Consider the following 20,058-nt stretch of genomic DNA (forward strand, 5'->3'; position numbering starts at 1 on the left):
GACATTGTCTTTTGTTGTATGATACATTTTTAGGGACATAATGTTACAAGGTTGGTGTAACTAATGAGGAAAAAAGTTGTACTCTCATGTGAAGAGTGTAAAAATCGAAACTACTCTACGATGAAAGATACGAGCTCAGTAGAGCGACTTGAAATAAAGAAGTTTTGTAAAACATGCAATCAGCATACAGTTCACAAGGAAACAAAATAAATAATTGAAATAATACACTGGAGGTCCCGTAGATGCGTTTAACGAACTTTTTCGGCGATGTAGGTCGCGAAATGAAAAAAGTAAGTTGGCCTAAAAAAGATGAATTACTCCGTTCAACAGCGACTGTTATCGCTACAGTTGTCTTCTTTGCGATTTTCTTCGCAGTGGTTGATATGGGCATTTCTTCTTTAATTCGGTTAATTCTTGGTTAATTCTTGAATAAGAAGCACTTATCCATGATATAATGTTATTTATAAGAACTGTGTAAAGGCCCGGTGAACGGGTTTTTTCATTTGCGCAAAAAAATGTACGTCAGGGAGGGAAGGACGCTCGTCCTAAATGAATGGAAAAAAGTTGGTATGTTGTCCATACTTATTCTGGATATGAAAATAAAGTAAAAGCAAACCTAGAGAAACGTGTAGAATCAATGGGTATGCAAGATAAAATTTTCCGTGTTGTTGTCCCGGAAGAAGTAGAAGTAGAAATGAAAAACGGTAAAGAAAAATTAATGAAAAGAAAAGTGTTCCCAGGTTATGTATTAGTAGAATTAATCATGACTGATGACTCTTGGTATGTTGTACGTAACACGCCAGGTGTAACTGGGTTCGTTGGTTCTTCTGGTTCTGGATCTAAACCATCACCTCTATTAGAAGAGGAAGTGGTTACCATTATGAAGCATATGGGAATGGACAACGAAGTGGTTGATTTCGACTTTGAACTTCATGAGACAGTGCGTGTAAATGAGGGGCCATTCGCAGATTATACAGGTGCTATTGAAGAAATTGATGTGGAGAAGAAAAAGGTTAGCGTGCTTGTGGACATGTTTGGTCGCGAGACTCCAGTTGAGCTTGACTTCCATCAAATTGAAAAATTATAAAATGAAACTTGAAATGAATTGTAAAAAGTGATAATATCTTTTAAGTCAGTACGTCTTCGTTATCGGAGACGTTTTTTGAAAGATTTTATCCTTACAGATAAAATATGACGTGGGAGGGCAAATCACTGTCCAATTGACCACATCACGGACTTAAGGAGGTGTGTCTCGTGGCTAAAAAGGTAATTAAAATGGTAAAGCTTCAAATTCCTGCAGGTAAAGCTAACCCAGCTCCACCAGTTGGTCCAGCATTAGGACAAGCAGGTGTTAACATCATGGGCTTCTGTAAAGAGTTTAACGCTCGTACAGCTGATCAAGCTGGTCTTATCATCCCTGTTGAAATTACGGTATTTGAGGACCGTTCATTCACTTTCATTACTAAAACTCCTCCTGCTGCTGTTCTTCTTAAGAAAGTAGCTGGTATTGAGTCTGGTTCTGGTGAACCAAACCGTAATAAAGTGGCAACTGTTAAGCGTGATAAAGTACGCGAAATCGCTGAAACTAAAATGCCTGACCTAAACGCTGCTAGTGTAGAAGCTGCAATGCGTATGGTTGAAGGTACTGCACGCAGTATGGGCATCGTTATCGAAGACTAATTCGATTTGTTTTTTTTAAAAAGGTTGCGGGTCTGGAATTCCAATTCGCAACCTTTATTATCGTAAATGATTATCGTTTTTAAATAAATGGATGGCGCGCATCCTCAGGTTATACCTGAAAATAAGCGTAAACGTGGGAGGTTATTCCGCTAAAACCACATTCGAGGAGGAAATAAAAATGGCTAAAAGAGGTAAAAAGTACGTAGAAGCTGCAAAGCTTGTTGATCGTGCAACTGCTTACTCTGCAACAGAAGCAGTAGAATTAGTAAAGAAAACAAACACAGCTAAATTTGATGCGACTGTAGAAGTTGCATTCCGTTTAGGTGTTGACCCTAAGAAAGCTGACCAACAAATCCGTGGTGCAGTTGTTCTTCCACACGGTACTGGTAAAGTACAACGTGTATTAGTATTCGCTAAAGGTGAAAAGGCTAAAGAAGCTGAAGCTGCTGGAGCTGACTTCGTAGGCGATGCTGATTACATCGGTAAAATCCAACAAGGTTGGTTCGATTTCGATGTAGTAGTAGCAACTCCTGACATGATGGGTGAAGTTGGTAAACTTGGTCGCGTATTAGGACCTAAAGGTTTAATGCCAAACCCTAAAACTGGAACAGTTACTTTCGATGTAACTAAAGCTGTTAACGAAATCAAAGCTGGTAAAGTTGAATACCGCGTTGATAAAGCTGGTAACATCCACGTTCCAATCGGTAAAGTATCTTTCGAAGATGCTAAATTAGTAGAAAACTTCGGAACAATTGCTGACACTTTACAAAAAGTTAAGCCAGCTGCTGCAAAAGGTACTTACATGAAGAACGTAACAGTTGCTTCTACAATGGGACCTGGCGTACGTGTAGACGTTTCTACATTAGCGTAAAATTTGGAAGTTGACTTCATAAAGAAGTTTTTATATAATCATTTATGTTGTGAATTTAATTAGTGTACCGTAGACAGTAGGTGTCAATAGACTTAATTTCCTACCTAGGTGTTAATATACGAAACGGAATTTTTTTCTGTGACTATATGCCTCCATGTCTACAAGTTGGGCATGGAGGTTTTTAGTGCACTTTCGGTACATCTTCTATATAATCTACAGGAGGTGTAATAACATGAGCAAAGTAATCGAAACTAAACAACAAGTTGTAACTGAAATCGCGGACAAACTTCGCGAAAGTAAATCTACAATCGTTGTTGACTACCGTGGTTTAACAGTTTCTGAAGTAACAGAATTACGTAAAAACTTACGTGAAGCTGGCGTTGAGTTCAAAGTTTACAAAAACTCTTTAACTCGTCGTGCTGCAGAGTCTGCTGAAATGGCTGAGTTAAACGAATTCTTAACAGGACCAAACGCAATCGCGTTCAGTAACGAGGATGTAGTTGCTCCTGCGAAAGTATTAAACGACTTCGCTACAAAACATGAAGCTTTAGAAATTAAAGCTGGTGTAATCGAAGGTAAACTTGTAACACTTGATGAGGTTAAAGCTATCGCTACTCTTCCATCACGTGAAGGCTTACTTTCTATGCTTCTTAGCGTTCTTCAAGCTCCAATCCGTAACCTTGCACTTGCTACTAAAGCAGTTGCAGAACAAAAGGAAGAGCAAGGCGCTTAATTTTTTAAAAGATAATTACTTGTTATCTATAAAACAATACAAACCTATTTAAGGGAGGATATTTACAATGACTAAAGAACAAATCATTGAAGCAGTTAAATCTATGACTGTATTAGAACTTAACGACTTAGTAAAAGCTATCGAGGAAGAATTCGGCGTAACTGCTGCTGCTCCTGTAGCTGTAGCTGGTGGCGCTGGTGAAGCTGCTGCTGAGAAAACTGAATTTGACGTAGTACTTGCAAGTGCTGGCGCTCAAAAAATCAAAGTTATCAAAGCTGTACGTGAAATCACTGGTCTTGGCTTAAAAGAAGCTAAAGAATTAGTTGACAACACTCCAAAAGCAATCAAAGAAGGCGTTTCTAAAGAGGAAGCTGAAGAAATGAAAGCTAAACTTGAAGAAGTTGGCGCTGCTGTAGAAGTTAAGTAATTAACTTTTGATGCTTTAAAAAAAGCTCGCTCTCATGCGAGCTTTTTTTTTAACTGTAAAGAAAAGAGGTGGCCATATGGCAGACCATTATTTTTCTAACGACCCTTCTAGTAAAAGTGATCGTAAACGATGGGAATTTACACTTCGTGGATCTCAATTTACTTTCTTATCTGACCGTGGGGTGTTCTCGAAAAACGAAGTGGACTTTGGTTCTCGTCTTTTAATTGAAGCGTTTCAAGTGCCAGATATTAAAGGTGATATATTAGACGTAGGTTGTGGATATGGACCAATTGGTTTATCGTTGGCGAAAGAGTTTCAAGACCGTAAAGTTCACATGGTGGATGTGAATGAAAGGGCGCTTGAGCTTGCGAAAGAAAATGCCGCTAACAATAGAATTGGAAATGTACGCATTTTTCAAAGTAGCGTCTATGAAAATGTAGATGGTATGTATGCTGCTATTCTATCTAATCCTCCAATTCGTGCAGGTAAAGATATCGTGCATGAGATTTTAGAAAAGGCTGTAGAGTATTTAGTTCCAGGTGGAGAGTTGTGGATTGTTATTCAAAAGAAGCAAGGTGCACCATCTGCACTGAAGAAACTAGAGGAAGTATTTTCTGAAGTCGAAGTTGTAGAAAAGAAAAAAGGATATTATATCATAAAATCAAAAAAACGTTGACGGTTATTTTTGGCTATGTTAACATTATACAATGCCAATATATGATTTTCTGCGTTGAGAAAGATGTATATTTTTGTTTCTCTTGGAAAAGATAGTAAAATCAGCAGATTATGAAACAGAATGATGGTTTTCTTATAGAAGCCATTTTTCTTTTTTGAGCAGGTAGAAAGACTCAACGTATTTATCTTTAAGAGAAAAAACTACGCTAATAGCAGTAGTTGTATTTATTTGTGATTTTGCACAAATTTTTTTGTGCATTTATAATACTCATGATTTGAGGGGTGAAGCAGTTGACAGGTCAACTAGTTCAATACGGACGCCACCGCCAACGAAGAAGTTATGCCCGTATTAGTGAAGTATTAGAGTTACCAAATCTTATCGAAATTCAAACCTCTTCTTATCAGTGGTTTCTTGATGAGGGTTTGCGAGAAATGTTCCAGGACATTTCTCCGATCGAAGACTTTACGGGAAATCTATCGCTTGAATTTATCGACTACAGCTTAGGTGAACCTAAATACTCTGTAGACGAATGCAAAGAGCGTGATGTGACGTATGCAGCACCACTTCGTGTAAAAGTGCGTCTAATCAACAAGGAAACTGGTGAAGTAAAAGAACAAGATGTGTTCATGGGAGATTTCCCACTCATGACAGAGACTGGAACATTCGTAATTAACGGTGCAGAACGTGTTATCGTTTCCCAGTTAGTTCGCTCTCCAAGCGTATACTATAGTGGCAAAGTGGATAAAAACGGAAAACGTGGTTTTACTGCTACTGTAATTCCAAACCGCGGAGCTTGGTTAGAGTATGAGACAGATGCTAAGGATGTTGTATATGTGCGTATTGACCGTACGCGTAAACTTCCTGTAACTGTTTTGTTACGCGCATTAGGGTTTGGCTCTGATCAAGAAATCACCGAGCTTTTAGGTGATAACGAATACTTAAGCAACACATTAGAAAAAGACAACACAGATAGCACAGAAAAAGCATTGCTTGAAATTTATGAGCGTCTACGTCCTGGTGAACCACCAACAGTAGAAAATGCTAAGAGCTTACTTGTGTCTCGTTTCTTCGATCCAAAGCGCTACGATTTAGCAAATGTAGGTCGCTATAAGATCAACAAGAAGTTACACATTAAAAACAGATTGTTTAATCAACGTTTAGCTGAAACATTAGTGGATCCAGAAACTGGTGAAATTTTAGCGGCGGAAGGAACAATCTTAGATCGTCGTACACTTGATCGCATTTTACCTTACTTAGAGAAAAACATTGGATTCAAAACAGCGAAACCAATGGGTGGAGTGGTAGAAGGCGATGTTGAGCTGCAATCTATTAAGATTTATGCTCCTGAGTCAGAAGGCGAACGCGTAATTAATGTAATTGGTAATGCAAATATTACTCGTGATGTAAAACACATCACACCAGGTGATATCCTTGCTTCTATCAGTTACTTCTTCAACCTACTATACAAAGTGGGGGATACAGATGATATCGACCATTTAGGAAACCGTCGTCTGCGTTCTGTTGGAGAACTATTACAAAATCAATTCCGTATCGGTCTTTCTCGTATGGAACGTGTTGTTCGTGAGAGAATGTCGATTCAAGATACAAATGCAATTACACCACAAGCGTTAATTAACATTCGCCCGGTTATTGCATCTATTAAAGAGTTCTTCGGAAGTTCTCAGTTATCTCAGTTCATGGATCAAACAAACCCATTAGCAGAGTTAACTCACAAACGAAGACTATCTGCATTAGGACCCGGTGGTTTAACGCGTGAGCGCGCAGGCTTTGAAGTACGTGACGTTCACTACTCTCACTATGGTCGTATGTGTCCGATTGAAACGCCAGAGGGACCAAACATCGGTTTGATTAACTCATTATCATCGTTCGCGAAAGTAAATGAGTTTGGTTTCATTGAAACACCATACCGTCGTGTTGATCCAGAATCTGGTCTTGTAACAGGGCAGGTTGATTACTTAACAGCAGATGAAGAAGATAATTATGTTGTAGCCCAAGCGAATATGAAATTATCTGAAGAAGGAGAATTCCTTAGCGAAGATATCGTAGCTCGTTTCCGTGGTGAAAACATTGTCACAAATAAAGAACGCATCGACTACATGGATGTATCTCCAAAACAAGTAGTGTCGGCAGCGACAGCTTGTATTCCGTTCTTAGAAAACGATGACTCTAACCGCGCACTTATGGGAGCGAACATGCAACGTCAGGCGGTTCCGTTAATGAATCCGGAATCTCCGATTGTAGGTACAGGTATGGAGTACGTATCAGCAAAAGACTCAGGTGCTGCAGTAATCTGTAAACATCCTGGTGTTGTTGAACGCGTAGAAGCACGTGAAGTTTGGGTACGTCGCTATGTAGAAGTTGACGGTCAAACAGTAAAAGGCGACTTAGATCGTTACAAAATGCAAAAATTCATTCGTTCTAACCAAGGAACTTGCTACAACCAACGTCCAATCGTAAGTGTTGGAAATGAAGTTGTAAAAGGTGAGATTCTTGCGGATGGTCCTTCTATGGAATTAGGTGAACTAGCACTTGGACGTAACGTGCTTGTTGGCTTCATGACTTGGGACGGTTATAACTACGAGGATGCGATCATTATGAGTGAGCGCCTTGTAAAAGATGATGTGTACACTTCTATTCATATTGAAGAATATGAGTCAGAAGCTCGTGATACGAAGCTTGGACCAGAAGAAATTACACGTGACATTCCAAACGTTGGGGAAGATGCATTACGCAACCTTGACGAGCGCGGTATCATTCGCGTTGGTGCGGAAGTAAAAGATGGAGATTTACTTGTTGGTAAAGTAACACCTAAAGGTGTAACAGAATTAACAGCTGAAGAACGTCTATTACATGCTATCTTTGGAGAAAAAGCACGTGAAGTACGTGATACATCACTACGTGTACCACACGGTGGTGGCGGTATTATCTTAGACGTAAAAGTATTCAACCGTGAAGATGGCGATGAATTGCCACCAGGCGTGAATCAACTTGTACGTGCATATATCGTTCAAAAACGTAAAATCTCTGAAGGTGACAAGATGGCCGGACGTCACGGTAACAAAGGTGTTATCTCTCGTATTTTACCAGAAGAAGATATGCCTTACTTACCAGACGGTACGCCAATCGATATCATGTTAAACCCATTAGGGGTACCATCTCGTATGAATATCGGTCAGGTATTAGAGCTTCATCTTGGTATGGCAGCAAGATACCTTGGTATTCACATTGCAACACCAGTATTCGATGGTGCTCGTGAGGAAGATGTTTGGGGCACGATTGAAGAAGCTGGTATGGCAAATGACGCGAAAACAATCCTGTATGACGGACGTACTGGTGAACCATTCGATAACCGCGTATCTGTTGGTGTCATGTATATGATCAAACTTGCGCACATGGTTGACGATAAACTTCATGCTCGTTCTACTGGACCATACTCACTTGTAACGCAGCAGCCTCTTGGAGGTAAAGCTCAGTTCGGTGGACAGCGTTTCGGTGAGATGGAGGTTTGGGCACTTGAAGCTTACGGTGCTGCTTATACTCTTCAAGAAATCTTAACAGTGAAGTCTGATGATGTTGTTGGACGTGTTAAGACGTATGAAGCAATTGTTAAAGGTGAAAATGTTCCAGAACCAGGCGTTCCTGAATCATTCAAAGTATTGATTAAAGAGCTGCAAAGTTTAGGTATGGACGTTAAAATGATGTCTAGCGACGATAAAGAAATTGAAATGCGTGATACAGAAGATGACGATGATCATCAATCAGCAGATAAATTGAATGTCGAAGTTGAGACAACTAAAGAATAATTGGGATAACCTGTAGACTAAAAGGGAGGTAGGCCCCTTGATAGATGTAAATAACTTTGAATATATGAAGATTGGACTTGCTTCACCTGACAAGATTCGTTCTTGGTCATACGGTGAAGTTAAGAAACCAGAAACAATTAACTATCGTACGTTAAAGCCTGAAAAAGATGGCTTGTTCTGTGAGCGTATTTTCGGACCACAAAAGGACTGGGAATGTCATTGCGGAAAATACAAACGTGTACGTTATAAAGGTGTAGTTTGTGATCGATGTGGCGTTGAAGTAACGCGTGCAAAAGTTCGTCGTGAACGTATGGGTCATATCGAATTAGCTGCTCCTGTATCTCATATTTGGTATTTCAAAGGTATCCCGAGCCGCATGGGACTTGTCTTAGACATGTCCCCTCGCGCGCTTGAAGAAGTAATTTATTTCGCTTCTTATGTTGTAACAGAAAGTGGAGATACACCACTTGATAAGAAGCAATTACTTTCTGAAAAAGAATACCGTGCATATCGTGATCGATATGGTAGCACATTCCAAGCTGCTATGGGTGCGGAAGCGATTAAAAAGCTACTACAAGACATCGATTTAGATAAAGAAGTAGACTTCTTAAAAGAAGAATTAAAAACAGCGCAAGGACAACGCCGTACTCGTGCTATTAAACGTCTAGAAGTATTAGAAGCATTCCGTAACTCTGGAAATCACCCATCTTGGATGATCCTAGATGTTCTTCCAGTTATCCCGCCAGAACTACGCCCAATGGTACAGTTGGATGGTGGACGTTTTGCTACTTCTGACTTAAACGACTTATACCGTCGTGTAATTAACCGTAATAATCGTTTAAAACGTCTATTGGACTTAGGTGCACCAAGCATCATCGTTCAAAACGAAAAACGTATGTTACAAGAAGCTGTAGACGCATTAATCGATAATGGTCGCCGCGGCCGTCCAGTTACTGGACCAGGTAACCGTCCATTAAAATCACTATCTCACATGCTTAAAGGTAAACAAGGACGTTTCCGTCAAAACTTATTAGGTAAACGTGTTGACTACTCTGGCCGTTCTGTAATCGTTGTAGGACCGAACTTAAAGATGTACCAATGTGGATTACCGAAAGAAATGGCGCTTGAATTGTTTAAGCCTTTCGTTATGAAAGAGTTAGTTGGAAAAGGTTTAGCACACAACATTAAGAGTGCTAAACGTAAAATTGAGCGTGTACAACCTGAAGTTTGGGACGTTTTAGAATCTGTGATCAAAGAGCATCCAGTACTTCTAAACCGCGCACCAACACTTCACCGTCTTGGTATCCAGGCGTTTGAACCTACATTAGTAGAAGGTCGCGCAATTCGTCTTCACCCACTTGTATGTACTGCATACAACGCGGACTTTGACGGTGACCAAATGGCAGTTCACGTACCGTTATCATCAGAGGCACAAGCAGAAGCTCGTATTCTTATGTTAGCGGCACAAAACATCTTGAATCCAAAAGACGGAAAACCAGTTGTTACTCCATCTCAGGATATGGTATTAGGTAACTACTACTTAACACTTGAGCGTGAAGGCGCAATCGGTGAAGGTATGGTCTTCAAAGATGCAAACGAAGCAATACTTGCATACCAAAATGGATATGTACATCTGCACACACGTGTTGCAGTTGCTGCAAGTTCGGTAAATAATGTAACGTTTACTGAAGAGCAAAAGAGTAAGCTTCTATTAACAACAGTTGGTAAATTAATATTTAACGAAATCTTACCAGAGTCGTTCCCTTATATTAATGAACCAACAAACTCAAACCTTGAAAAAGAAACACCAGCGGAATATTTCGTTGAAAAAGGTGCGAACATTAAAGAAATTATTGCTAGTCGCGAAGAAGTGGCGCCATTTAGCAAGAAGATTCTTGGTAACATCATTGCGGAAGTATTCAAACGTTTCCAAATTACGGAAACATCTCGCATGCTTGACCGTATGAAAAACTTAGGATTTAAGTACTCTACAAAAGCTGGTATTACAGTTGGGGTATCTGACATTCTTGTATTAGGCGAAAAAGATGAAATTCTCCATGAAGCACAAGCAAAAGTAGATAATGTAATTAAACAATTCCGTCGCGGTTTAATCACGGAAGAAGAACGTTACGATCGCGTTATCTCTATTTGGAGTAATGCAAAAGATGTTATCCAAGGAAAACTGATGAAATCCTTGAATAAACGCAACCCAATCTTCATGATGAGTGATTCAGGTGCCCGTGGTAACGCATCGAACTTTACTCAGCTTGCTGGTATGCGTGGTCTGATGGCCAATCCATCTGGTCGTATTATCGAACTTCCAATTAAATCAAGTTTCCGTGAAGGTTTAACAGTACTTGAGTACTTCATCTCTACGCATGGTGCGCGTAAAGGTCTTGCCGATACAGCACTTAAAACTGCCGATTCTGGTTACTTAACACGTCGTCTTGTAGACGTTGCACAAGATGTAATTGTCCGTGAAGATGATTGTGGAACAGATCGTGGTCTATTAATTGGTGCGATTAAAGAGGGTAATGAAGTAATTGAGTCATTATATGATCGTCTTGTTGGACGTTTTGCAAGAAAAACTGTAAAACATCCTGAAACAGGTGAAGTATTAGTTAGTGAAAACCAACTAATTACTGAAGATATCGCGCATATCGTTGAAAATTCGGGTGTTGAAACTGTAAACATTCGTTCAGCGTTCACGTGTAACACTCGCCACGGTGTATGTAAGAAGTGTTACGGTCGAAACTTAGCAACTGGTACAGACGTAGAAGTAGGAGAAGCGGTAGGTATTATCGCAGCTCAATCTATCGGTGAGCCAGGTACACAGTTAACGATGCGTACGTTCCATACAGGTGGGGTTGCCGGAGATGATATCACTCAAGGTTTACCTCGTATCCAAGAGATCTTCGAAGCTCGTAACCCGAAAGGTCAGGCAGTTATCAGTGAAATTGATGGTGTTATCGCAGCGATTAACGATGTTAAAGATCGCCAAGAAGTAGTTGTACAGGGTGAAGTTGAAGCTCGTACGTATGCTATTCCTTACGGTGCACGTCTGAAAGTAACTCTAGGACAGCCAATTAGCCACGGTAAAGAGTTAACAGAAGGTTCTATTGATCCGAAAGAATTACTAAAAGTAACGGACATTACGGCGGTTCAAGAATATTTACTACGTGAAGTTCAAAAAGTATACCGTATGCAAGGGGTAGAAATTGGTGACAAACACGTAGAAGTAATGGTACGTCAAATGTTACGTAAAGTTCGTGTAAGTGATGCGGGTGAAACAGATGTATTACCAGGAACACTACTAGATATCCATCAGTTTACTGATGCGAATGCGAAGGTGTTACTGAAAGGTAAACAACCAGCAACGGCTAGACCTGTTCTACTTGGTATTACAAAAGCTTCACTTGAAACTGATTCATTCTTATCTGCAGCATCGTTCCAAGAAACGACACGTGTCTTAACTGATGCAGCGATTAAGGGTAAACGCGATGAGCTTCTAGGATTGAAAGAAAATGTTATTATCGGTAAACTTGTTCCTGCTGGAACAGGTATGAATCGTTATCGCAAAGTGGATCTTGTAAAAACAACACAAGGTGACATGAATGTAGAAAACGATGAAGTTTATGTGGAACAGTAAAATTTTCCGTCGTAAATTTTGTATAAAAACAGTTAATCCTAGTTGACATTGTATGAGTCAAAATGTTACTATAATCAAGGTTGCTCCTGAACGATGCTTTGGAGGATATTTATATGTCTTATCAAAAAGTGTCAAATGCTGAAAATGTAGTCGTTGGTCATAAACGCACATTGGAGGCAATCAAAAATGGTATAGTTAAAGAAGTTGTTATTGCGGAAGATGCTGATATGCGGTTAACCCATATGATCATTCGTACCGCCTTGCAACATAACATACCCATAACCAAAGTTGAATCAGTTCGTAAGCTTGGAAAAGTTTCGGGGATTCAAGTGGGAGCTTCAGCAATAGGAATAATAAGTTAAAACTGTTTTTGTGAGGAGAGAGCATTTGCTCTTCCTTGCAAAAACTTTGTTTTCAACTAATAATGAACCACCTGGATATGTGGTCATACAAACATGCGAAGGGAGGATAATCAAATGCCTACTATTAACCAATTAGTGAGAAATGGTCGTACTGATAAAGTATGGAAATCTAAATCACCTGCGTTAAACAAAGGGTTCAACTCTTTAAAGAAAAAATCAACTGATATCTCTGCACCTCAAAAACGTGGTGTATGTACTCGTGTTGGTACAATGACTCCAAAGAAACCTAACTCAGCGTTACGTAAATACGCTCGTGTACGTTTAACAAACGGTATCGAGGTTACAGCTTACATCCCAGGTATCGGTCATAACCTACAAGAGCATAGCGTAGTATTAATTCGCGGTGGTCGAGTAAAGGATTTACCAGGGGTACGTTACCACATCGTTCGTGGTGCGCTTGATACAGCTGGTGTTGACAAACGTATGCAAGGACGTTCTAAATATGGTACTAAGCGACCAAAACCTGCTAAAAAATAATAAACTTATAATGAAAGGAGGAACTCAATATGCCTCGTAAAGGACCTGTTGCGAAACGTGACGTGTTACCAGATCCAATGTACAAGTCTAAGCTAGTAACACGCCTTATCAACAAAATGATGGTTGACGGTAAAAAAGGTAAATCTCAAACAATTCTTTATAACGCTTTCGATATCGTTCGTGAACGTTCAGATAAAGACCCTATGGAAGTATTCGAGCAAGCTCTTAAGAACATCATGCCTGTTCTTGAAGTACGTGCTCGTCGTGTTGGTGGTGCTAACTACCAAGTTCCAGTTGAGGTTCGTCCAGAACGCCGTACAACTTTAGGTCTTCGCTGGTTAGTAAACTATGCTCGTCTTCGTGGTGAAAAAACTATGGAAGAGCGTCTAGCTTACGAAATCTTAGATGCAGCTAACAATGCTGGTGCATCTGTTAAGAAACGTGAAGACACTCATAAAATGGCAGAAGCTAACAAAGCATTTGCTCATTACCGTTGGTAGGATTCAACGTAAAATAAATGTAAGCATAAACCGCTTTATTTGTCGCTTATGGAAGTGTGGAGAGGGAGAATGCCTCTCCCTTTCGTTGGGCGCTCGTTTTACATAATGAGGGTACTGGACATACTGACATGTGTAACAATATAAAGTGGCTTTTTTGCTACTTAAAATAAAAAAATCCAATCCATATATGGAAGGAGCAAGACACCAAATGACAAGAGAGTTCTCTTTAGAAAACACTCGTAATATTGGTATCATGGCTCACATCGATGCTGGTAAAACAACAGCAACTGAGCGTATTCTGTATTATACAGGACGTATTCATAAAATCGGTGAAACTCATGAAGGTGCATCTCAGATGGACTGGATGGAGCAAGAGCAAGAGCGTGGTATCACAATTACTTCTGCTGCAACTACAGCTCAATGGAAAGGTCACCGTGTAAACATCATTGACACTCCAGGACACGTAGACTTCACAGTAGAAGTAGAACGTTCTTTACGCGTACTTGATGGTGCGGTAGCAGTACTTGATGCACAATCTGGTGTAGAACCACAAACAGAAACTGTTTGGCGTCAGGCTACTACTTACGGTGTACCTCGTATCGTATTCGTTAACAAAATGGATAAGATTGGTGCGGATTTCTTATACTCTGTAGGAACAATCCACGATCGTTTACAAGCAAACGCACACCCAATTCAGTTACCAATTGGTGCTGAAGATGAGTTCAATGGTATCATTGACCTTGTTGAGGAATGTGCTTACATGTACGGTAACGATTTAGGAACAGACATCGAGCGTGTTGAAATTCCTGAAGAGCATAAAGAATTAGCTGCAGAATACCGTGGAAAACTTATCGAAGCGGTAGCTGAGCTTGATGAAGAAATGATGATGAAGTACCTAGAAGGTGAAGAAATCACTGTAGAAGAGCTTAAAGCTGGTATCCGTAAGGCTACAACTTCTGTAGAATTCTTCCCAGTAATCTGTGGTTCTGCATTCAAAAATAAAGGTGTTCAAATTCTGTTAGACGCAGTTATCGACTACCTACCATCTCCATTAGACGTACCAGCTATTAAAGGTACTCTTCCGGATACAGATGAAGAAATCGAACGTAAGTCTAGCGATGAAGAACCATTCGCAGCTTTAGCATTCAAAATCATGACTGACCCTTATGTTGGTAAGTTAACGTTCTTCCGTGTGTATTCTGGTGTGTTAAACTCTGGATCATACGTGAAAAACTCAACTAAAGGTAAGCGTGAGCGTGTAGGTCGTATCCTACAAATGCACGCTAACAGCCGTGAAGAGATTTCAACAGTTTACGCTGGTGATATCGCTGCTGCTGTAGGTTTAAAAGATACTACTACTGGTGATACTCTTTGTGATGAGAAGAGTCTTGTTATCCTTGAGTCTATGGAATTCCCAGAGCCAGTTATCTCTGTAGCTATCGAACCAAAATCTAAAGCTGACCAAGATAAAATGGGTACAGCATTATCTAAGCTTTCTGAAGAAGATCCAACATTCCGTGCTCACACTGACCAAGAAACTGGCCAAACAATCATCGCTGGTATGGGTGAACTTCACCTTGATATCATCGTTGACCGTATGCGCCGTGAATTCAAAGTGGAAGCAAACGTTGGTGCTCCTCAGGTAGCATACCGTGAGACTTTCCGCGCTGCTGCGAAAGTTGAAGGTAAGTTCGCTCGTCAATCTGGTGGTCGTGGACAATTCGGTCACGTTTGGATTGAGTTTGAACCTAATGAAGAAGGTAAAGGTTTTGAATTCCAAAACAAAATCGTCGGTGGTGTAGTTCCACGTGAATACATCCCAGCTGTTGGAGCGGGTCTTGAAGACTCACTTAAAAATGGTGTACTAGCTGGTTATCCACTAGTTGACATCAAAGCTGCGTTAGTTGACGGATCTTACCATGATGTCGATTCATCTGAGATGGCGTTCAAAATCGCTGCATCTATGGCACTTAAAGCTGCGGTTTCTAAATGTAGCCCAGTAATTCTTGAGCCAATGATGAAAGTTGAAGTTGTAATTCCTGAAGAGTACATGGGTGACATTATGGGCGACGTAACATCTCGTCGTGGACGTGTAGAAGGTATGGAAGCTCGCGGTAACGCACAAGTTGTTCGTGCTATGGTTCCACTTTCTGAAATGTTCGGTTATGCAACGGCATTACGTTCTAACACTCAAGGACGCGGAACATTCTCAATGACATTTGATCATTATGAAGAAGTACCGAAGTCTGTTTCTGAAGAAATTATTAAAAAAAATAAAGGTGAATAATTGATTTTTATCGATTGTTCAAGTATAACTACTTATGTAAGCTTAGAAAGTGGGACGTAAGTTTCACTTTCTAGTCTAAATATAAAATAACCTATATAAACTAAGGAGGAATTTAGAATGGCTAAAGCTAAATTCGAACGTTCTAAACCCCATGTTAACATCGGTACAATCGGCCACGTTGACCATGGTAAAACTACATTAACTGCTGCGATCACTACAGTTCTTGCAAAAGCTGGTGGTGCTGAAGCACGCGGATACGATCAAATCGACGCTGCTCCAGAAGAAAGAGAGCGCGGAATCACAATCTCAACTGCACACGTTGAGTACGAAACTGAAACTCGTCACTATGCACACGTTGACTGCCCAGGTCACGCTGACTATGTTAAAAACATGATCACTGGTGCTGCTCAAATGGACGGCGGTATCTTAGTAGTATCTGCTGCTGATGGCCCAATGCCTCAAACACGTGAGCACATCCTTCTTTCTCGTCAAGTAGGTGTTCCTTACATCGTTGTATTCTTAAACAAATGCGACATGGTAGACGACGAAGAATTATTAGAATTAGTAGAAATGGAAGTTCGCGACCTATTATCTGAATACGGATTCCCAGGCGACGATATTCCTGTAATCAAAGGTTCTGCTCTTAAAGCTCTTCAAGGAGAAGCTGATTGGGAAGCAAAAATCATTGAATTAATGACTGAAGTTGATGCTTACATCCCAACTCCAGAACGTGAAACTGACAAACCATTCTTAATGCCTATCGAGGATGTATTCTCTATCACAGGTCGTGGTACAGTTGCAACTGGTCGTGTAGAGCGCGGAATCGTTAAAGTTGGTGACGTAGTAGAAATCATCGGTCTTGCTGAAGAAAATGCTTCTACAACTGTAACTGGTGTAGAGATGTTCCGTAAACTTCTTGACCAAGCTCAAGCTGGAGACAACATCGGTGCTTTACTTCGTGGGGTTGCTCGTGAAGACATCCAACGTGGACAAGTTCTTGCTAAAACTGGCTCTGTAAAAGCTCACGCTAAATTCAAAGCTGAAGTTTTCGTATTATCTAAAGAAGAAGGTGGACGTCACACTCCATTCTTCGCTAACTACCGTCCTCAGTTCTACTTCCGTACAACTGACGTAACTGGTATCATCCAATTACCAGAAGGTACTGAAATGGTAATGCCTGGTGACAACATCGAAATGACTATCGAACTTATCGCTCCAATCGCTATCGAAGAGGGAACTAAATTCTCTATTCGTGAAGGTGGACGTACAGTAGGTTACGGTGTAGTTGCTACTATCGTTGAGTAATCTTAACTGATATAAAAAAACCAAGGGATTTTCCCTTGGTTTTTTTGTTTGTATTTATATAAGGAATGAAATGATTTTTTTATGTTTTGACGAGTTTCTTCTATAGTAATACAAAATCAATAAACTAAAATCCAGAAACTGTAAAACAGATTCTGTGAGATGAAAACTTGAAATTCTTTAAAGTGCCATGTATAATAGCAAAAGTAGAGAAAAGCAGATGCAAACAAAAAGATGCTTGCATCTAGACGAATAACATTGTATAATAGACAATGTTGGTCTTTGACTGCGATGAAGTGGAAGGTTGCTGACACACCCGGCCGCTTTGCCATGGCATGGTGTGGGGAAATTTCCATGGAGAAGGTCTATTTTAGAAATAGGCGAACGAAGGAGGGAAAATAATGGCAAAAGAAAAAATTCGTATCCGTTTAAAAGCTTATGATCACCGTATTCTTGATCAATCAGCTGAGAAAATTGTAGAAACAGCTAAGCGTTCTGGGGCAACAGTTTCTGGTCCGATCCCATTACCAACTGAGAAGACTATTTACACAATTCTTCGTGCTGTTCATAAGTACAAAGATTCTCGTGAGCAATTCGAAATGCGCACACACAAACGTTTAATCGATATCGTGAGTCCTACTCCACAAACAGTAGATTCATTAATGCGTTTAGACTTACCGTCTGGTGTAGATATCGAAATCAAACTATAATTCATATAACTTAAAAATGTAGGAGGTGTAACTCATGACCAAAGGAATCTTAGGAAGAAAGATCGGTATGACTCAAGTATTTGCTGAGAACGGTGAGTTAATCCCAGTAACAGTTATCGCTGCTAATCCAAACGTTGTTCTTCAAAAGAAAACAACTGAAACTGATGGCTACAATGCAATCCAGTTAGGATTTGAAGATAAACGTGAAAAGTTAACTAACAAACCTGAACAAGGCCACACTGCTAAAGCATCTACAACTCCTAAGCGCTTCATTCGCGAAATCCGCGATGCAGACGTGGACGGATTAGAGGTTGGTCAAGAGGTAAAAGTTGAAGTTTTCGCTGCAGGTGAAATCGTTGACGTAACAGGAATTTCTAAAGGTAAAGGTTTCCAAGGTGTTATCAAACGCCACGGACAATCTCGCGGACCTATGTCTCATGGTTCTCGCTATCACCGTCGTCCAGGTTCAATGGGCCCAGTTGCTCCGAACCGTGTATTCAAAGGCAAAAAACTTGCTGGACGTATGGGTGGAGACCAAGTTACTATCCAAAACTTAGAAATCGTTCAAGTTGACACTGAGCGCAACTTATTACTAGTAAAAGGTAACGTTCCAGGTGCTAAGAAATCTCTTGTAGTTGTTCAAGGCGCTGTGAAGGTTAGCAAATAATTCACAATAGGAAGGAGGAATTCCAATGCCAAAAGTTACTGTATATAACCAAACTGGTTCACAGGTTGGTGAAATCGAATTAGCTGAAGCTATTTTCGGTATCGAACCAAATGAAGCTGTACTTTTCGAAGCTGTAATGATGCAACGTGCATCTTTACGTCAAGGTACACACAAAGTAAAAACTCGTTCTGAAGTTCGTGGTGGTGGTCGTAAACCATGGCGTCAAAAAGGAACTGGACGTGCTCGTCAAGGGTCTATCCGCTCTCCTCAATGGCGTGGTGGTGGTACGGTATTCGGACCTACACCAAGAAGCTATGCGTACAAACTTCCTAAGAAGGTTCGTCGTTTAGCAATCAAATCTGCATTAGCTACTAAAGTAGTTGAGAACAACATTGTAGTTCTTGAAGACCTAGTGTTAAATGCACCAAAAACAAAAGACATGCTAGCAGTACTTAAAGGATTAACTGTTGAGAAGAAAGCTCTTATCGTAACTGCTGATGCAAACGAATCTGTAGAGTTATCTGCTCGCAATATCCCTGGAGTAACAGTAATCACTGCTGATGGCGTAAACGTTTTAGACGTGCTTCATCATGATAAGCTAATCATGACAAAAGCGGCAGTGGAAAAAGTAGAGGAGGTGCTTGCATAATGAGAGATCCTCGTGATATCATTAAGCGCCCAGTTATCACTGAACGTTCTATGGAAATGATGGCTGAAAAAAAATACACGTTCGATGTGGACGTTAAATCTAATAAAACAGAAGTTAAAGATGCTCTTGAAGCGATCTTTGGTGTTAAAGTAGAAAAAGTGAACATCATGAACTACAAGCCGAAAGCAAAACGCGTTGGTCGTCACGCTGGTTTTACTAGCCGTCGTCGTAAAGCAATCGTTAAGCTAACTGCTGACAGCAAAGAAATCGAAATCTTCCAAGGTGTTTAATTCTTACTAAAGAAGGAGGGAAATTGAGATGGGAATTAAAAAGTATAATCCAACTACTAACGGTCGTCGTAATATGACTACGAATGATTTCGCTGAAATCACGACTGACAGACCAGAAAAGTCATTACTTGCTCCTTTAAGCAAGAAGGCTGGTCGTAATAACCAAGGTAAAATTACTGTACGTCATCAAGGTGGCGGACATAAGCGTCAATACCGTATCATCGACTTTAAGCGTAACAAAGATGGAATTCCAGGACGCGTTGCTACGATCGAATACGATCCAAACCGCTCTGCGAATATCGCATTAATTAACTACGTTGACGGTGAAAAACGTTACATTCTTGCTCCTAAATCTTTAGAAGTAGGTATGGAAGTTATGTCTGGCCCAGAAGCTGACATCAAAATCGGTAACGCATTACCATTAATCAACATTCCAGTAGGTACTGTTGTTCATAATATCGAGCTTAAGCCTGGTCGTGGCGGACAATTAGTTCGTTCTGCTGGTACTTCTGCTCAAGTACTTGGTAAAGAAGGTAAATACGTACTTGTACGTTTAACTTCTGGTGAAGTACGTCTTGTATTATCTGCTTGTCGCGCTTCAATCGGTCAAGTAGGTAACGAACAGCATGAACTTATCAAAATCGGTAAAGCAGGTCGCTCTCGCTGGTTAGGTAAACGCCCAACAGTTCGTGGTTCTGTAATGAACCCGGTTGATCACCCACACGGTGGTGGTGAAGGACGTTCTCCAATCGGACGTAAGTCTCCAATGTCTCCATGGGGTAAACCAACTCTTGGATTCAAGACTCGTAAGAAAAACAAAGCGTCTGACAAATTCATCGTTCGTCGTCGTAAAAAATAATGGGATTGTAGTACGGTTCATTTCTAGAACCGTAC

20 protein-coding genes and 1 other annotated feature are annotated in these 20,058 nt (G+C 40.4%); all 20 genes read left to right on the plus strand.

Translation table 11 applies throughout. From position 1 onward, the window contains the following. The first annotated feature begins 63 nt into the window (after window positions 1–63). Window positions 64–210 (plus strand): 50S ribosomal protein L33, encoded by a 147-nt coding sequence (gene rpmG, locus RBB48_RS24795; RefSeq protein WP_002070160.1) that lies wholly within the window; start codon window positions 64–66, stop codon window positions 208–210. A 32-nt stretch (window positions 211–242) separates the two neighbouring features. Then, a complete protein-coding gene (gene secE, locus RBB48_RS24800; RefSeq protein ID WP_001241321.1) occupies window positions 243–422 on the plus strand; it encodes a preprotein translocase subunit SecE in 180 nt (59 codons plus the stop codon). A 131-nt stretch (window positions 423–553) separates the two neighbouring features. Continuing rightward, window positions 554–1,087 (plus strand): transcription termination/antitermination protein NusG, encoded by a 534-nt coding sequence (gene nusG, locus RBB48_RS24805; RefSeq protein ID WP_000415794.1) that lies wholly within the window; start codon window positions 554–556, stop codon window positions 1,085–1,087. A 167-nt stretch (window positions 1,088–1,254) separates the two neighbouring features. Further along, complete coding sequence (gene rplK, locus RBB48_RS24810) at window positions 1,255–1,680, plus strand: 50S ribosomal protein L11 (RefSeq protein ID WP_001085872.1); 426 nt, start codon at window positions 1,255–1,257, stop codon at window positions 1,678–1,680. A 178-nt stretch (window positions 1,681–1,858) separates the two neighbouring features. Continuing rightward, on the plus strand, window positions 1,859–2,551 hold the full coding sequence (gene rplA / locus RBB48_RS24815) for a 50S ribosomal protein L1 (RefSeq protein ID WP_002096939.1): 693 nt from the start codon (window positions 1,859–1,861) through the stop codon (window positions 2,549–2,551). 49 nt (window positions 2,552–2,600) lie between these two features. Continuing rightward, window positions 2,601–2,744 (plus strand) — a sequence feature (ribosomal protein L10 leader region). 39 nt (window positions 2,745–2,783) lie between these two features. After that, the gene (gene rplJ / locus RBB48_RS24820; RefSeq protein WP_000048721.1) at window positions 2,784–3,284 is read left to right on the plus strand and encodes a 50S ribosomal protein L10; all 501 of its coding nucleotides are present in this window, start codon (window positions 2,784–2,786) and stop codon (window positions 3,282–3,284) included. A 67-nt stretch (window positions 3,285–3,351) separates the two neighbouring features. Next, window positions 3,352–3,711 (plus strand): 50S ribosomal protein L7/L12, encoded by a 360-nt coding sequence (rplL, locus tag RBB48_RS24825; RefSeq protein ID WP_000159737.1) that lies wholly within the window; start codon window positions 3,352–3,354, stop codon window positions 3,709–3,711. Window positions 3,712–3,787: 76 nt separating this feature from the next. Next, window positions 3,788–4,387, plus strand: a complete 600-nt coding sequence (locus RBB48_RS24830) for a class I SAM-dependent methyltransferase (RefSeq protein ID WP_048543031.1) — start codon at window positions 3,788–3,790, stop codon at window positions 4,385–4,387. A gap of 290 nt (window positions 4,388–4,677) precedes the next feature. Continuing rightward, window positions 4,678–8,211: a DNA-directed RNA polymerase subunit beta gene (gene rpoB, locus RBB48_RS24835; RefSeq protein WP_000147550.1), complete on the plus strand. Its 3,534-nt coding sequence runs from the start codon at window positions 4,678–4,680 to the stop codon at window positions 8,209–8,211. 37 nt (window positions 8,212–8,248) lie between these two features. Continuing rightward, on the plus strand, window positions 8,249–11,860 hold the full coding sequence (rpoC, locus tag RBB48_RS24840; RefSeq protein WP_000567950.1) for a DNA-directed RNA polymerase subunit beta': 3,612 nt from the start codon (window positions 8,249–8,251) through the stop codon (window positions 11,858–11,860). A gap of 113 nt (window positions 11,861–11,973) precedes the next feature. Further along, entirely contained in the window at window positions 11,974–12,222 is a 249-nt protein-coding gene (locus tag RBB48_RS24845) for a 50S ribosomal protein L7ae-like protein (RefSeq protein WP_000121828.1), read from the plus strand. Window positions 12,223–12,336: 114 nt separating this feature from the next. Beyond that, on the plus strand, window positions 12,337–12,759 hold the full coding sequence (rpsL, locus tag RBB48_RS24850; protein WP_001142341.1) for a 30S ribosomal protein S12: 423 nt from the start codon (window positions 12,337–12,339) through the stop codon (window positions 12,757–12,759). Window positions 12,760–12,788: 29 nt separating this feature from the next. Continuing rightward, window positions 12,789–13,259, plus strand: coding sequence for a 30S ribosomal protein S7 (rpsG, locus tag RBB48_RS24855; RefSeq protein WP_001137489.1), 471 nt, complete (start codon window positions 12,789–12,791; stop codon window positions 13,257–13,259). A gap of 208 nt (window positions 13,260–13,467) precedes the next feature. Next, the gene (gene fusA / locus RBB48_RS24860; protein ID WP_000196381.1) at window positions 13,468–15,546 is read left to right on the plus strand and encodes an elongation factor G; all 2,079 of its coding nucleotides are present in this window, start codon (window positions 13,468–13,470) and stop codon (window positions 15,544–15,546) included. 117 nt (window positions 15,547–15,663) lie between these two features. Beyond that, a complete protein-coding gene (tuf, locus tag RBB48_RS24865) occupies window positions 15,664–16,851 on the plus strand; it encodes an elongation factor Tu (protein WP_001029617.1) in 1,188 nt (395 codons plus the stop codon). A 398-nt stretch (window positions 16,852–17,249) separates the two neighbouring features. Then, on the plus strand, window positions 17,250–17,558 hold the full coding sequence (gene rpsJ, locus RBB48_RS24870) for a 30S ribosomal protein S10 (RefSeq protein ID WP_001040595.1): 309 nt from the start codon (window positions 17,250–17,252) through the stop codon (window positions 17,556–17,558). A 34-nt stretch (window positions 17,559–17,592) separates the two neighbouring features. After that, on the plus strand, window positions 17,593–18,225 hold the full coding sequence (gene rplC / locus RBB48_RS24875) for a 50S ribosomal protein L3 (RefSeq protein ID WP_000160209.1): 633 nt from the start codon (window positions 17,593–17,595) through the stop codon (window positions 18,223–18,225). Between the two features lie 25 nt (window positions 18,226–18,250). Then, a complete protein-coding gene (gene rplD / locus RBB48_RS24880) occupies window positions 18,251–18,874 on the plus strand; it encodes a 50S ribosomal protein L4 (protein WP_001127258.1) in 624 nt (207 codons plus the stop codon). Beyond that, window positions 18,874–19,164, plus strand: a complete 291-nt coding sequence (rplW, locus tag RBB48_RS24885) for a 50S ribosomal protein L23 (protein ID WP_001205558.1) — start codon at window positions 18,874–18,876, stop codon at window positions 19,162–19,164. Before rplD ends, rplW begins: the two co-directional genes overlap by 1 nt. A gap of 28 nt (window positions 19,165–19,192) precedes the next feature. Then, a complete protein-coding gene (gene rplB / locus RBB48_RS24890; RefSeq protein WP_000511583.1) occupies window positions 19,193–20,023 on the plus strand; it encodes a 50S ribosomal protein L2 in 831 nt (276 codons plus the stop codon). The last annotated feature ends 35 nt before the right edge of the window (window positions 20,024–20,058 follow it).

This window comes from Bacillus sp. MMSF_3353, from assembly GCF_030733445.1.
Taxonomy (GTDB): Bacteria; Bacillota; Bacilli; order Bacillales; family Bacillaceae_G; genus Bacillus_A; species Bacillus_A wiedmannii.

Bases quoted from the DNA above. Each gene is read 5' to 3' on its own strand.
- rpmG (WP_002070160.1), top strand. From the start codon at position 64: ATGAGGAAAAAAGTTGTACTCTCATGTGAAGAGTGTAAAAATCGAAAC.
- secE (WP_001241321.1), top strand. From the start codon at position 243: ATGCGTTTAACGAACTTTTTCGGCGATGTAGGTCGCGAAATGAAAAAA.
- nusG (WP_000415794.1), top strand. From the start codon at position 554: ATGGAAAAAAGTTGGTATGTTGTCCATACTTATTCTGGATATGAAAAT.
- rplA (WP_002096939.1), top strand. From the start codon at position 1,859: ATGGCTAAAAGAGGTAAAAAGTACGTAGAAGCTGCAAAGCTTGTTGAT.
- rplJ (WP_000048721.1), top strand. From the start codon at position 2,784: ATGAGCAAAGTAATCGAAACTAAACAACAAGTTGTAACTGAAATCGCG.
- rplL (WP_000159737.1), top strand. From the start codon at position 3,352: ATGACTAAAGAACAAATCATTGAAGCAGTTAAATCTATGACTGTATTA.
- RBB48_RS24830 (WP_048543031.1), top strand. From the start codon at position 3,788: ATGGCAGACCATTATTTTTCTAACGACCCTTCTAGTAAAAGTGATCGT.
- RBB48_RS24845 (WP_000121828.1), top strand. From the start codon at position 11,974: ATGTCTTATCAAAAAGTGTCAAATGCTGAAAATGTAGTCGTTGGTCAT.
- rpsL (WP_001142341.1), top strand. From the start codon at position 12,337: ATGCCTACTATTAACCAATTAGTGAGAAATGGTCGTACTGATAAAGTA.
- rpsG (WP_001137489.1), top strand. From the start codon at position 12,789: ATGCCTCGTAAAGGACCTGTTGCGAAACGTGACGTGTTACCAGATCCA.
- fusA (WP_000196381.1), top strand. From the start codon at position 13,468: ATGACAAGAGAGTTCTCTTTAGAAAACACTCGTAATATTGGTATCATG.
- tuf (WP_001029617.1), top strand. From the start codon at position 15,664: ATGGCTAAAGCTAAATTCGAACGTTCTAAACCCCATGTTAACATCGGT.
- rpsJ (WP_001040595.1), top strand. From the start codon at position 17,250: ATGGCAAAAGAAAAAATTCGTATCCGTTTAAAAGCTTATGATCACCGT.
- rplC (WP_000160209.1), top strand. From the start codon at position 17,593: ATGACCAAAGGAATCTTAGGAAGAAAGATCGGTATGACTCAAGTATTT.
- rplD (WP_001127258.1), top strand. From the start codon at position 18,251: ATGCCAAAAGTTACTGTATATAACCAAACTGGTTCACAGGTTGGTGAA.
- rplW (WP_001205558.1), top strand. From the start codon at position 18,874: ATGAGAGATCCTCGTGATATCATTAAGCGCCCAGTTATCACTGAACGT.
- rplB (WP_000511583.1), top strand. From the start codon at position 19,193: ATGGGAATTAAAAAGTATAATCCAACTACTAACGGTCGTCGTAATATG.